Raw genomic sequence first — 12,038 nt, forward strand, 5'->3', positions numbered from 1 at the left:
GCGTGTAACGTGGCGCTCGCCATGACGCAGGACACCATCGAATCGGTCGTGATTCCCCTGTGGCAGTTGGCCAGATGACCGAGCCACCGACCGCGCTGGCCGTCGTCGACGGAATCGACCTGTCCGGCAAGGTCTGTGTGATCACCGGCGCGTCATCTGGGTTGGGGCGCGAGGCGGCCCGCGCGCTGGCCGCCGCGGGCGCGCACGTCGTCCTGGCCGCCCGCAACCCGGCGGCGCTTTCGGAGGCGGCAGGGTGGATCGCGGCCGAGGTGCCCGGCGCGCGGACGTCGGCGGTCGAGCTCGACCTCACGACGCTGGCGGGCGTCCGGGCGGCGGCGACCGCGATCGGCGACATCGCCCCGGCCATCGACGTTCTGATGAACAACGCCGGCGTGATGTTCACACCGTTCGGCAGGACGAGCGATGGATTCGAGATGCAGATCGGCACCAACCATTTCGGGCACTTCGAACTGACCCGGCTCCTGGTGCCGCAGCTCGCCGCCGCCGGCAGGGCCCGGATCGTCAACCTGTCGTCCGCGGGCCACATCATGGGCGACGTCGACTTCGACGATCCCAACTGGGAGCGCCGCGAGTACGACAAGTTCGCCGCGTACGGCGCGTCGAAGACGGCGAACATCCTGCACGCCGTGGCAGCGGACCGGCGCCTGCGCGACGACGGAATCCGGGCCTACGCCGTCCATCCCGGCACGGTGGCCACCTCGCTCGCCCGGCACATGTCCCGGGCGGACTTCTCGCGGCTGCGTAAACCGACGGGCGAGCGGCTCGACGTCACCACGCCCGACCGCGGAGCGGCCACCCAGGTGTGGGCGGCGGTCAGCCCGGAGCTCGCCGGTCGCGGGGGGCTGTATCTCGAAGACTGCGGGATCAGCGAACCGGCCCCCTACGCTCGCGACGAGCGGCGCGCGGACCAGTGGTGGGAGATCTCGGAGAAGCTCACGTCTCCGGGAGTGGGGTCCACTCGCGGGACAGCCGCGACGTGAACGACGGCGGCCGGCGCTCGCGGAAGGCGGCCACCCCTTCGCGCGCGTCCGCGCTGCCCATGACGCGTTGGTGCAGCCGTGTTTCCAGCGCGGCGACCTGCCGCGGGGTGTAGTTGTTGACCGCGGTGTCCCACAGCAGCCGCTTGCACAGCGCCGCCGACATCGGCGCCACGTTGACGGCGATGTCGCGAGCCAGCTCCACCGCGTGGTCGAGCACCTGGCCGGCCGGCAGCGCCCGGTTTGCGATGCCGAGCGCCACGGCCTCGGCCCCGCCGAATGTTCGCCCCGTGAGCAGGATGTCCGCGGCCGCCCCCAGCGTGGTCAGCTGCGCCAGCGTCCAGTGCGACATGCAGTCGGGGAGCACTCCCCGGCGGACCTGCACCACACCGTATTTGGCGTCCTCGGCGACGATGCGCAGGTCGGCCTGCAGGGCGATGGTCAGGCCGATGCCGATCGCGTGGCCGTTGAGGGCGGCGATCACCGGCTTGCGCAACTCGAATGCCGCCGGGCTGATCGGCGACGCCGAGAACTCCGCGGTCGGCGCCTCGAATGGGCTTGTGTCGCCGGAGAAGTCGGCCCCGGCGCAGAACGCGCGGCCCGCGCCGGTCACGACGATGGCCCGGACGTCGTCGTCGCCGTCGCACTCGGCGTACGCCCGGCTCAGCATTGCGCCCATCTCGGCGGTGTAGGCGTTGAGCTGCTCGGGCCGGTTGAGCGTGAGCACCGCCACGCCCGCATCGACGTCGACGGTCAGATCGGGGCTCATCGCAGGACCGGGGCGCGGTGCAGCGCACCGATCAGGTCGGCGACGTCCGCGGTGCGCGGCGTGTAGCCGGGGAAGTAGCAGCACACCTCGGCGGCGTGCTCGGAGAACCGGGCGGCGATCTGCTCGGCGCATTGCTCCGGGGTGCCTACGATGCCGATCCGGGCCACCATCTCGTCGCCGATCAGCCGCCGCATCTCGGCGAAGCGGCCCTGCTTGGACAGGGCGTTGAGCTCGGGCTGGACGTCGGCCCACCCCTCGGCCTCCAGCACCGGCACGTAGGCCGGGGTCGACCCGTAGAACGAAATGAGCGCTGCCACACCGTCGACCGCGGCGGCCAGGTCGGCCTCGTCGCGGCCGACGGCGACCATGGCCTGGGCGATGATCTGGAATCCGTCGGAGGATCGGCCCGCGCGGCGCAGCCCGTCGGCGACCGCGGGGACGGTGCGCTCGGCGAAATGGCGGGCGCTGTTGAACGGCATCACCAGCAGCCCGTCGGCCACTTCGGCGGCGGTGCGCGTCATCACCGGGCCCAGCGCGCCCAGCAGCACCGGCGGCGGCCCGAACGGGTTGGGCCCCGGGTTGAAGTTGGGCGCCATGATGGTGTGGGTGAAGAACTCGCCGCGAAAGTCCAGCGGGCGCTTGCCTTCCCAGGCCGCGAAGATCGCCTTGATCGCCGCGACGGTTTCGGCCATCCGCGCCGCGGGCCGCTCCCACTTACTGCCGTAACGCTTTTCGATGTGCGCCTTCACCTGTGAGCCCAGGCCGAGCCGGAACCGGCCGCCGCTGTAGAGCTGCAGGTCGTAGGCGGCGTGCGCCAGGTGCAGCGGGCTGCGCGGCGGGGCGATCGCCACGTTGGTCATCAGCTCCAGGTTGGTCGTGCCGGCGGCGATGATCAGCGGGAAGAACACATCGTGCTGGCCCTCGAAGGTGAACAGGCCGTCGGCTCCGGTCGCGGCGATGTCGGCCGCGCTCTCCGCCGCATCCACCGGTGAGCCGTTGACCTGTAGCTGAACCTTCATGCAATCCCCTATCGGACTATTCGGAGAGCTGGAACTCCACCACCTCGGCGACCGCGGCCAGGGCCTCGCGCAGCGCGGCCAGGCGCTCGGCCGCCGACGGCGCCGACAGCACCGTGTACCGGTCGGCCGTGCCGATCGGGATGCGAGATGCCAACGCGTACAGGCGTTGTCCGGGATCGTCGGCCGTGGCGGGGCCCAGCAGGTCCGCGCGGTCCGGCAGCGCCACGCCGCGCGCGTCGGCGATCCGCTCGAACAGCGCCATCGCCTTGTCCTCGACCTCCAGCAGCTGCGCCAGGGTGACCGGGTCCCCCGGCTCGTCGGGCCACGGCGTCACCGTCGCCCGCGGGTAGGGATCGTCGGGCAGCCATTCGGACACCCGGATCCGTTCACCGGTCCGGCAGTGCATCGAGTAGCGACCGGCGCCGTGCTCGACGCATTCGGTGATCTCGGACAGCACGCCGACATCGCAGCGGGCGTCGCCGCCGCCCACCTCGCGGCCCCGGGAGATCAGCACCACGCCGAACGGGTCGCCGGTGTCGAGGCAATGCCGTACCAGCGCGCCGTAGCGCGGCTCGAAGATCCGCAACGGCAGGTCCTGGTCGGGCAGCAGCGCCGACTCCAGCGGGAACATCGCCAGCTCCATCAGATCTCCAGCTCGCTCACCAGCGCGTCGACGACGGCCCGCAGGTCGCCGTCGTGCTCCTCGGCCACCCGGCGCTGCCGCTGGTACGAGGCGCCCCGGCGGGGAATCTCGGCCACCGCGGCCAGCTCGTCAACGCAGTGCAACGACTTGGCCACGGGCTCAAGGCGATTCAGCACGTCGTCGAGATCCTCGGTGACCAGCCGCTCGTTGCTGTCGGCGTCCTGGATGATGATCGCGTCCAGCCCGTAGCGGGCGGCGCGCCACTTGTTCTCCTGGTTGTGCCACGGCGGCATGGTCGGCAGCGTCTCGTCGGCTTCCAGCCGGCGGTCCAAATCGACCACCAGGCAATGCGTCAACGCCACCAGCGCACTCAGCTCCCGCAGGTTGGACACGCCGTCACACACCCGCACCTCGATCGTGCCCAGGTGCGGCGAAGGCCTGATGTCCCAACGGACTTCGTCGACATGGTCGATGATGCCGGTCTTCTTCTGGTCGTAGACGAAGCCCTCGAACTCCGCCCAGGTCTGGAATTGGAACGGCAGCCCGGCGGTGGGCAACTGCTGGAACATCATCGCGCGGTTGCTGGCGTACCCGGTATCCACGCCGGTCCACCACGGCGAGGATGCCGACAGCGCCAACAGGTGCGGGTAGTACTTCAGCAACGACGTCATGATCGGCATCACCTTGTGCGCCGAAGAGATCCCGACGTGCACGTGTACGCCCCAGATCAACATCTGGCGTCCCCACCATTGGGTGCGCTTGATCAGTTCGGCGTACCGGGGTGCGTCGGTGAGCTTTTGGGTCGACCACTGCGCGAACGGGTGTGCGCCGGCACAGAAGAACTCCATTCCTCGGTCGCGGACGATCCGGTGCGCGGGGCCCAGGGTCTGCCGCAGATCCTCCATCGCCTCTGACGTGGAATGGCAGACACCGCTGACGACTTCGACCGTGTTGCGCAGCAACTCCTTGTGCACGCGCGGGTTTTCGCCGATCTCGGCGATGACCGCCGTGGCCTCGTTACTCAGGTCGCGGGTCTGCGCGTCGACGAGCGCGAACTCCCACTCCACGCCGAGGGTCGGCCTCGGTGAACGGGCGAAATCGATACGCGCGTGGGCCCTGTTAGCCGGCACCGATTACACCGCACGCGACCCGCTTGCCGGCGTCACCGGTGGTCATCGTCGTCTGGTCGGGCCCCGGTGTTCCGTTCGTCTGGCTGTAGCGCTCCGGCGGGATGTTGGCGAAGTTGTCGGCGCCCGCGTGAATGATGATCGCGGTCTTCTGGCCGGAGACCAGGTCGTCCATGGCGAACGCGTCCGTCGTGGTCATCATCATCGCGGACCCGTCCTTGCGCACCTGGAGCGAGGTCAGGTCACCGCTGGCGGGCTCGGCGGCGTGCCCGGGCACTTGGAAGTGCCCACCGGCGGACAGGAAATCACCCGGCGCACCGCCGGTCGGGGCCACGGAGTTGGGCTCACACTTGCCGACCTTGTGGATGTGCACCCCGTGGAAGCCGGGCGTCAGCACCCCGTTGGCCGTCGTCTCGATGGTGACGGTGGCGTAGCCGTTGTTGAACTGGAAGGTCGCGGTCGCGACCTGGGTGCCGTCGGGCGCCTTCAGGTGGGTGACGATGCTCGGCCCCGACGGCGCAGCGACCGGCCCACCCTCCGGGGTCCCGGTTCCCGCCGGCGCCGGCGACCCGGTCCACACCGCCGGCGTGGTGCCCGGCGAGGACGAGGCGTGTTGGGGCGACGAACACGCCCCCAGCAGGGCGACGGAAGTGGCTGCGGAAAGCGCGGACATGGCGACGGCGGCAGTGCGGCGACCAGCGAGCTGAGGCATAGCGGAAGCCTAACCGCTCCGGCGGTCGTCAGCCCGTAACGAGGACGATGACCCCGGGCGGTTGGCCGGCCAGCGCGGGAATGCGGGGTTCGACCGGCGCGCCCAGTGCCTTGCCCACCGCGTCGGCGGTCGCGTGCTCGTCATCGGCGTCGGTGTAATAGACCGTGGTGGCCGACACGTCGGGCACGGTCATGTTGTCGACCTTGGTGACGTTGAACCCGGCGGTCGTGAGCTGATCCTTGGTGTGGGCGGCGACGCCCTCTTTGGCCGAGATGTTGTACACCTGGACCTCGGACCGGTTGCCCGCGGGCTTAGTGCTGGTAGGGGTGGCGGAGCTGGTGGTGGTCGAGGTGGAGACGGCCGCCGACGAGTCCTCGTCGGAGCTGCCGGACGACCCCAGCGCCTGCCAGCCGAGCAGCAGGAAAATGACCCCCAGGAACAACAGCACCATCACCATGGCCCGTAGGGGCAGCCCCGTGGAGTCGGGGACTCGCTCTTTCATCGAGCCCACTGTAGCGAGTCAGGTCACCTCGAAGCCGAGGCGCCGCGCGGCCCGCGCCTTCTGACGGCTGGCACGCAGCCGCCGCAACCGCTTCACCAGCATCGGGTCGGCGGCCAGCGCCTCCGGCCGATCCACGAGCGCGTTGAGCACCTGGTAGTAGCGCGTCGCCGACATCGAGAACAGCTCTTTGATTGCTTCTTCTTTTACGCCCGCGAATTTCCACCACTGACGTTCGAAGGCGAGGATGTCGTGCTCGCGGCGGGTGAGGCCATCTGCGATCTCGGCATCGTCCCCCGATCGATTTGCCCGCGCCATGGCGCTGTCCATATAGCTTCCCCTGGACCCTTCCGGCGATTCTCGGCTGCTCTAGATGACTTGACTTACCTGAGGGCGTGTTTCGGCGAATATTGAACCACGGCGCAAACCCTCAAGCCGTCATCCAGACCCGCGAGTCGGCCGATTGGCTCAGATTGCCCGAGCGAACATGGCCGGCTTCGAGGCGCGCGGGCGTGCGGTAGCTTAGCCGACCATGGCAGTCGTACCGATTCGGATCGTCGGGGATCCGGTCTTGCACACCCCGACGCAGCCGGTGCCCGTGGGCGCCGACGGGTCGCTGCCGGCGGATCTGCCGGGGCTGATCGCCGACATGTACGAAACCATGGACGCCGCGCACGGAGTCGGCCTGGCCGCCAACCAGATCGGCGTCGCGTTGCGGGTCTTCGTCTACGACTGCGCCGACGACCGCGGCCGGACCGACCGCCGCCGCGGCGTGGTGGTCAACCCGGTGCTGGAGACCTCCGAGGTGCCGGAGACCATGCCGAACCCGGACACCGACGACGAGGGTTGCCTCTCGGTCCCCGGCGAGTCGTTCCCCACCGGCCGCGCCACCTGGGCCCGGGTCACGGGCCTGGATGCCGACGGCAAGCCGGTCGAAATCGAGGGCACCGGCCTGTTCGCGCGGATGCTGCAGCACGAGACCGGTCACCTGGACGGCTTTCTGTACCTCGACCGCCTGATCGGTCGCCACGCCCGCAGCGCCAAGCGTGCGGTCAAGTCCCACGGCTGGGGCGTCCCGGGCTTGTCGTGGCTGCCCGGCGAAGGGCCGGACCCCTTCGGCCACTGATGTTCTCGTGGCCGGAGCCGGGCACGCGGGTGACGCTTCGCTACCGGCGCGCGAAAGGCTCGATCCCGCCGCTGACCGATGCGGTGGGACACCTGTTGGCGGTCGAGCCGGTGGTGCGCGTTCGGACCAAGACCGGCGCGGTCGTAGAGGTGGCGGCCGACGACGTGGTCGCGCTGCGGGTCCTGACCGACGCGCCGGTACGCACCTCCGAGATCCGGGCACTCGAGCACGCGGCCGCCGCCGCGTCGCCCGGGAGGGAACGCGCCTGGCTCGAGGGCTGGCTGCTGCGCGCCGGGGATGGCGTCGATTACGCTGTGCCGCTCGATGTTTCGGCGCACCTGGGCACCGTCGCGGCCATCGCGGCCTGGTATGAGAGCCGCGGCCTGACGCCGCGGCTGGCGATTCCGGATCGCTTGTTGCCGCTGCCACCGGGGCTGCGCGCAGAACACACCGAACGCGTGTTGGTGCGCGACGTCTCCCCTTCGGCCGAACCGGCCAGCGGCGGAGAGCTGGAGCTTGCTCGGGTGGCCGTGACCGACGCGCCCGACGGCACGCGGTGGGTGGGGCTGTCGCCGAAGCAAGCCGAGGACCCGGCGACCGCGGCCGCGTGCGAGGCGCTGTTGGCCTGGGCCGCGGCGCGCGGCGCCACTCGCGGATACCTCGTCGTCCCGGACACCGGTGTTTCGATGGCGCTCGCCGACGCGCTCGGCTTTCGGGCGCACCACCGCCGCCGCTACTTTCCGGCCCGCTAGCCTGGGATACGGTCTAGCCATGCCCCAAGGGCGCCTCCGGCTGGCCACCTGGAACGTGAATTCGATTCGCAGCCGCCTGCCCCGCGTCGTCGACTGGCTGGCCCGTGCCGACATCGACGTGTTGGCCATGCAGGAGACCAAGTGTTCCGACGGCCAATTTCCCACCCTGCCGTTTTTCGAACTCGGCTACGAGGTGGCCCATGTCGGCTTCAATCAGTGGAACGGCGTGGCGATCGCCTCCCGCGTCGGTCTCGATGACGTGCAGATCGGCTTCGACGGCCAGCCCACCTGGAGCAGCAAGCCGGAGGTGGCCGCGACGGCCGAGGCCCGTGCGCTGGCGGCCACCTGCGGCGGCATCCGGGTCTGGAGCCTGTACGTGCCCAACGGCCGCGCGCTGGGTGATCCGCACTACACCTACAAGCTGGAATGGCTTGCCGCGCTGCGTGATACGGCGGCCGGCTGGTTGCGCGACGAGCCCACCGCGCAGATCGCGCTGGCCGGTGACTGGAACATCGCCCCGACCGACGACGACGTCTGGTCCACCGAGTTCTACGTCGGCGCCACCCACGTCTCCGAGCCGGAGCGCCGCGCGTTCGGCGCCATCGTCGACGCGCAATTCGCCGACGTGGTAAGGCCTTTCGCGCCCGGGCCGGGCGTGTACACCTACTGGGACTACACGCAGTTGCGGTTCCCGAAACGGCAAGGCATGCGTATCGATTTCATCCTCGCCTCCCCGAAACTGGCCGAACGGGTGACGGACGCCCAGATCGTCCGTGAGGAGCGCAAGGGGAAGGCCGCGAGCGATCACGCCCCGGTGCAGATCGACGTAAGGCAAGGCTAAATCGCGTTTTCTGCGTTCGCGCCGTAATCACAACCGGGTTAAGCTCAGGCAAATTAAATGCGGCTGCTCGTTGTCTGCGCGTTTGCGAGGTGGCAGGCTTTGATTCGTTAGAAGCGACAAACAGTGTTGTTTTGCTGTTAACGCTGCGTTCAGTGGGTATTCCTCGCTGATGACGCGGGTTCGCGGCAAGGGCATGAAAGCCAGGGAGTCAGCATGAGTGTCATCGGCGGAGCGGTCCGAGGCGTGGGTCAGGCGGTGAGTCGCGCGGCGGCCACGACGACCGCGGCCGCCGGCGCTGTGGGTGGCGCGGCGGTCAACGGAGTAATCGGTGGCGTCACCGGAGCCGCCGAGGGCGTCAAAAAGGGAATGAGTACCGGCAGCCACTCGGCCCCGGCGGCGGCGGTCGCCTTCGGTGCGCTCGGCGTCGCCGGTCTGGTCGAGTGGCCCGTGCTGCTGGCGGTCGGCGGCAGCGCCCTCCTGCTGCAACGGCTGAGCCGCAAGCGCGAGCCGACCAAGGCGAGCCTCAAGGCGGTACCGGTCGAGCCGGCGCCGCAGAAGGCCGCTCCGCAAAAGGCCCCACCGCAGAAAGCGGCCGGCAAGTCGACGGCCAAGAAGGCCGCCGCACGCCGGGCCGGCAGCGCCCAGTTGCGTAGCACCAACTAACGGGACTGCTCGAAAACACTTTGAGCATTGCGACCGCGATACGACGATCCATGCCGTTGCGCGCCGTCGCGACGGGTGTCCAGGCGACCACTTCGCTGGTCGAGGCCGGCATCACCATCGCCGCGATTCCGCTGCGCGAAGGCGCCCGGGCGATCTCCGGCGAACTGCCCCGAGACATACCGGCAACGCTGAGCCGGCGCTGCTGGCGCGGCCAGGAGCGCGCCTGGATCGAGGTGCGCGGGCTGGACGGCGCCCCAGACGGCGAGCTCGGCCGCGCCGTGCTCGACGCGCTGCTGGCCCATCCGGGGATCGCGTCGGCGGCCCTGAACTACCCACTGTCGCGTGTGGTGGTCACCATCGATGACGCGGACACCTCGCTGCGGGAGCTGTGCCACATCGTCGATGCCGCCGAGAAGCATTGCGCCCCAAAAAAAGTCGTGAAGCCGGCGCCGCCCCCGACGAGCCTGCCGGGCGATGGGGTGGTGCTGGCGACCCGGGCCGCCACCGCGGCCGCCAGCGCGGCGGGGCTGTCCATAGCGCTGACCGGGCGGGCGCTGCGCTGGCCACGGATGCCCATCGGCGTCCTGGCGGCCGTGGTGGCCGTCGACTACCAACCGTGGCTGCGCCGCCTGCTCGAGGACCGCATCGGCCGGCCCGCGACCGACACCGTGCTCGCGCTGGCGGTGACGACCGCGGAAACCCTCACGCTGTCTCCCGCGTCGCTGTCGGTGGGTCTGCTGATGCAGTCGCTGAAAGCCGCCGAATGCCGCGCGGAGGCGCGGGCCTGGGTCCAGCACGAGCCGCAGCTGGCCGGGCACGCCGATCATCCGCGCACTGACGCGTCGGCGGGGTCGAAGCCGCCGCGCGGCCGCCCCGCCGATCACCACGGCGACCGATTCGCGCTCGTTCAGGCGATCAGCGCCGGGGTCGTCGGCGCCACCACCCGCAACCTGCACCAGGCGGCCCTGGCCGTCCTGGTGACCACCCCGGCGGCCAACCGCACCACGCCCGAGGCCTTCGCGGCGGCGCTCGGGCAGGGGCTGGCCGACCGGCACGCGGTCCTGTCGTTGCGTCCGGAGGCGTTGCGCCGCCTGGACCGGGTGGACGCGATCGTCATCGACCCGCGGGTGTTGTGCACCACGAACCTGCGGGTGTCGCTCATCCGCGGCGCCCGGGAAGCCGAGCTGTCCGCGGCGTGGTCGCGCGCCCAGCTGATGCTGGAAAAGAATCGGTTGCGGCCGGGCTGGCACCCGGTGCCCGGAATCTCGGCCAGCGAGCCGACGGCCACGGTGGAGGCGCTGTTCTGCTTCACGCACGATCCGTTGGCATCGGCCGTTGTCGCCGAGGCGCACCGGACGGGATCCGAATTGGTTTCGGTGCAGGACGATTCGCTGGGTGAATTGCGCCCCGCGTTCGACGAGATCAGGCCGCTGCAGCGGGGGTCCATCGACGACGCCCTGGGCCGCGCCGTGGCGGATCTGCAGGATGCGGGCCGCACGGTCGCCGTGCTGTCATCGCCCGGGGCGCAGGCGATTTGGTCGGCCGACGTGGCGCTGGGCATGATGCCCGAGCCCGGCGCCGGCCCGCCGCCGTGGTATGCCGATCTGCTGCTGCCCGACCTGTCGGCCGCCTGGCGGGTACTGCACGCGCTCCCGGCGGCCCGGGCCGCCGCCCAACGCGGCGTCGGGATCTCGGCCGGCGCGACGGCGATGGGCTCACTGCTGATGATCCCGGGAGTCCGCGGCATCGGGCGCGGGCCGGTGACAAGCGGCGCGGCCGCCGGTCTGATGTCGGGATATCTGTTGGCGCGCGGCATCCTCAAGGCGGACACCCCGCGCCCGGCCCCCGTACAGGAATGGCATGCGACGGCGGTCGAGCACGTCCGCCGGGCGTTGCCGGCTCCGGACTCGGAGCCCGAACCCGAAGGTGATCCGAGGCAACTCGCGCTGGCCGCCCTCGGCGCCCCGCGGCCCGAAACGCGCGCGCATGCCTTCCTGCAGTTCGTTTCCGCCGTCCGCGCCGAGTTGACCGACCCGCTGACCCCCGTGCTGGCGCTGGGCTCGGCGGCCAGCGCGGTGCTCGGCTCGCCGGTCGACGCCGTCCTGGTCTTCTCGGTGCTGGCCGGGAACTCCATGCTGGCGGCCAGCCAGCGGCTGCGCGCCGAAAACCGGCTGAATCACCTTCTTGCACAACAGATTCCACCAGCACGCAAGGTCCTCGCTGATGGTGAGGGGGATCGGGTGTACGCCGACGTCATCGCGGCGCAGCTGCAGCCCGGCGACGTCATCGAGGTGCGCACCCACGAGGTGGTGCCCGCCGACGCCCGGATCCTCGAGGAGGTCGACGTCGAGGTCGACGAGTCGACGCTGACCGGTGAATCGCTGTCGGTGGAGAAGCAGGTTGAGCCGACCCCCGGCGCCGCGCTGGCCGAGCGCCGCTGCATGCTGTACGCCGGGACGACGGTGGTGGCGGGTACCGCGGTGGCGGTGGTGACCGCGGTCGGGGCGGACACCCAGGAACGCCGCGCCGCCGAGCTGGTGTCCGGTGACCTGTCGTCGGACATCGGTCTGCAGCACCAGCTCAGCCAGCTCACCAACCGGGCCTTCCCGGTCAGCATGACGGGCGGCGCGCTGGTCAGCGTGCTGGGGCTGGTGCGGGGCTCGGTCCTGCGCCAGGCGGTCGCCAGCGGCATCGCCATCGCCGTCGCGGCGGTTCCCGAGGGAATGCCGTTGGTGGCGACCCTCGCGCAAGCGGCGTCGGCGCGGCGGCTGACGAAGTTCGGCGCGCTGGTGCGCGTTCCGCGTTCGGTGGAGGCGCTCGGCCGCATCGACGTCGTCTGCTTCGACAAGACGGGAACGCTCAGCCAGAACCGGCTGCGGGTGGCCGAGG

13 protein-coding genes are annotated in these 12,038 nt (G+C 70.5%); 6 read left to right on the forward strand and 7 right to left on the reverse strand.

The window, feature by feature from the left end:
* Nucleotides 1-74: 74 nt before the first annotated feature.
* A complete protein-coding gene (locus tag A5711_RS19015; RefSeq protein WP_067949194.1) occupies nt 75-1,001 on the forward strand; it encodes an SDR family NAD(P)-dependent oxidoreductase in 927 nt (308 codons plus the stop codon).
* Here the strand turns inward: A5711_RS19015 and A5711_RS19020 are convergent.
* From A5711_RS19020 to A5711_RS19050, 7 genes are read right to left on the reverse strand one after another with little or no spacing between them, the layout of a single operon-like run.
* Complete coding sequence (locus tag A5711_RS19020; RefSeq protein WP_067949195.1) at nt 955-1,767, reverse strand: enoyl-CoA hydratase/isomerase family protein; 813 nt, start codon at nt 1,765-1,767, stop codon at nt 955-957. The genes A5711_RS19015 and A5711_RS19020 overlap by 47 nt on opposite strands.
* Nucleotides 1,764-2,786: a TIGR03617 family F420-dependent LLM class oxidoreductase gene (locus A5711_RS19025; RefSeq protein ID WP_067949197.1), complete on the reverse strand. Its 1,023-nt coding sequence runs from the start codon at nt 2,784-2,786 to the stop codon at nt 1,764-1,766. The genes A5711_RS19020 and A5711_RS19025 overlap by 4 nt, the downstream gene beginning before the upstream one ends.
* A 16-nt stretch (nt 2,787-2,802) precedes the next feature.
* On the reverse strand, nt 2,803-3,429 hold the full coding sequence (locus tag A5711_RS19030; protein ID WP_067949199.1) for an LON peptidase substrate-binding domain-containing protein: 627 nt from the start codon (nt 3,427-3,429) through the stop codon (nt 2,803-2,805).
* Nucleotides 3,429-4,559, reverse strand: coding sequence for a glutamate--cysteine ligase (locus A5711_RS19035; RefSeq protein WP_067949202.1), 1,131 nt, complete (start codon nt 4,557-4,559; stop codon nt 3,429-3,431). Before A5711_RS19035 ends, A5711_RS19030 begins: the two co-directional genes overlap by 1 nt.
* Nucleotides 4,549-5,268, reverse strand: coding sequence for a superoxide dismutase family protein (locus tag A5711_RS19040; protein WP_067949204.1), 720 nt, complete (start codon nt 5,266-5,268; stop codon nt 4,549-4,551). The genes A5711_RS19035 and A5711_RS19040 overlap by 11 nt, the downstream gene beginning before the upstream one ends.
* Nucleotides 5,269-5,296: 28 nt before the next feature.
* Complete coding sequence (locus A5711_RS19045) at nt 5,297-5,770, reverse strand: LytR C-terminal domain-containing protein (protein WP_067949206.1); 474 nt, start codon at nt 5,768-5,770, stop codon at nt 5,297-5,299.
* Between the two features lie 18 nt (nt 5,771-5,788).
* Nucleotides 5,789-6,097: a DUF3263 domain-containing protein gene (locus A5711_RS19050; protein ID WP_007167558.1), complete on the reverse strand. Its 309-nt coding sequence runs from the start codon at nt 6,095-6,097 to the stop codon at nt 5,789-5,791.
* Between the two features lie 202 nt (nt 6,098-6,299).
* Between A5711_RS19050 and A5711_RS19055 the strand changes: the two genes are divergently transcribed.
* From A5711_RS19055 to A5711_RS19075, 5 genes are all read left to right on the forward strand, one after another.
* Nucleotides 6,300-6,893: a peptide deformylase gene (locus tag A5711_RS19055; protein ID WP_067949208.1), complete on the forward strand. Its 594-nt coding sequence runs from the start codon at nt 6,300-6,302 to the stop codon at nt 6,891-6,893.
* Entirely contained in the window at nt 6,893-7,645 is a 753-nt protein-coding gene (locus tag A5711_RS19060; RefSeq protein ID WP_067949210.1) for a GCN5 family acetyltransferase, read from the forward strand. The genes A5711_RS19055 and A5711_RS19060 overlap by 1 nt, the downstream gene beginning before the upstream one ends.
* Nucleotides 7,646-7,664: 19 nt before the next feature.
* Nucleotides 7,665-8,486: an exodeoxyribonuclease III gene (locus A5711_RS19065; protein WP_067949212.1), complete on the forward strand. Its 822-nt coding sequence runs from the start codon at nt 7,665-7,667 to the stop codon at nt 8,484-8,486.
* 213 nt (nt 8,487-8,699) lie between these two features.
* A complete protein-coding gene (locus tag A5711_RS19070; protein WP_067949214.1) occupies nt 8,700-9,149 on the forward strand; it encodes a hypothetical protein in 450 nt (149 codons plus the stop codon).
* Nucleotides 9,150-9,199: 50 nt separating this feature from the next.
* A partial coding sequence (locus tag A5711_RS19075; RefSeq protein ID WP_156744996.1) for an HAD-IC family P-type ATPase occupies nt 9,200-12,038 on the forward strand: 2,839 nt, incomplete at its 3' end.

This window comes from Mycobacterium sp. E2238, from assembly GCF_001672665.1.
Taxonomy (GTDB): domain Bacteria; phylum Actinomycetota; class Actinomycetes; order Mycobacteriales; family Mycobacteriaceae; genus Mycobacterium.

What these genes read in the sequence shown, in the direction of transcription:
- A5711_RS19015 (WP_067949194.1), top strand. Translation starts at nt 75, where the DNA reads ATGACCGAGCCACCGACCGCGCTGGCCGTCGTCGACGGAATCGACCTG.
- A5711_RS19020 (WP_067949195.1), bottom strand. Translation starts at nt 1,767, where the DNA reads ATGAGCCCCGATCTGACCGTCGACGTCGATGCGGGCGTGGCGGTGCTC.
- A5711_RS19025 (WP_067949197.1), bottom strand. Translation starts at nt 2,786, where the DNA reads ATGAAGGTTCAGCTACAGGTCAACGGCTCACCGGTGGATGCGGCGGAG.
- A5711_RS19030 (WP_067949199.1), bottom strand. Translation starts at nt 3,429, where the DNA reads ATGGAGCTGGCGATGTTCCCGCTGGAGTCGGCGCTGCTGCCCGACCAG.
- A5711_RS19040 (WP_067949204.1), bottom strand. Translation starts at nt 5,268, where the DNA reads ATGCCTCAGCTCGCTGGTCGCCGCACTGCCGCCGTCGCCATGTCCGCG.
- A5711_RS19045 (WP_067949206.1), bottom strand. Translation starts at nt 5,770, where the DNA reads ATGAAAGAGCGAGTCCCCGACTCCACGGGGCTGCCCCTACGGGCCATG.
- A5711_RS19050 (WP_007167558.1), bottom strand. Translation starts at nt 6,097, where the DNA reads ATGGACAGCGCCATGGCGCGGGCAAATCGATCGGGGGACGATGCCGAG.
- A5711_RS19055 (WP_067949208.1), top strand. Translation starts at nt 6,300, where the DNA reads ATGGCAGTCGTACCGATTCGGATCGTCGGGGATCCGGTCTTGCACACC.
- A5711_RS19060 (WP_067949210.1), top strand. Translation starts at nt 6,893, where the DNA reads ATGTTCTCGTGGCCGGAGCCGGGCACGCGGGTGACGCTTCGCTACCGG.
- A5711_RS19065 (WP_067949212.1), top strand. Translation starts at nt 7,665, where the DNA reads ATGCCCCAAGGGCGCCTCCGGCTGGCCACCTGGAACGTGAATTCGATT.
- A5711_RS19070 (WP_067949214.1), top strand. Translation starts at nt 8,700, where the DNA reads ATGAGTGTCATCGGCGGAGCGGTCCGAGGCGTGGGTCAGGCGGTGAGT.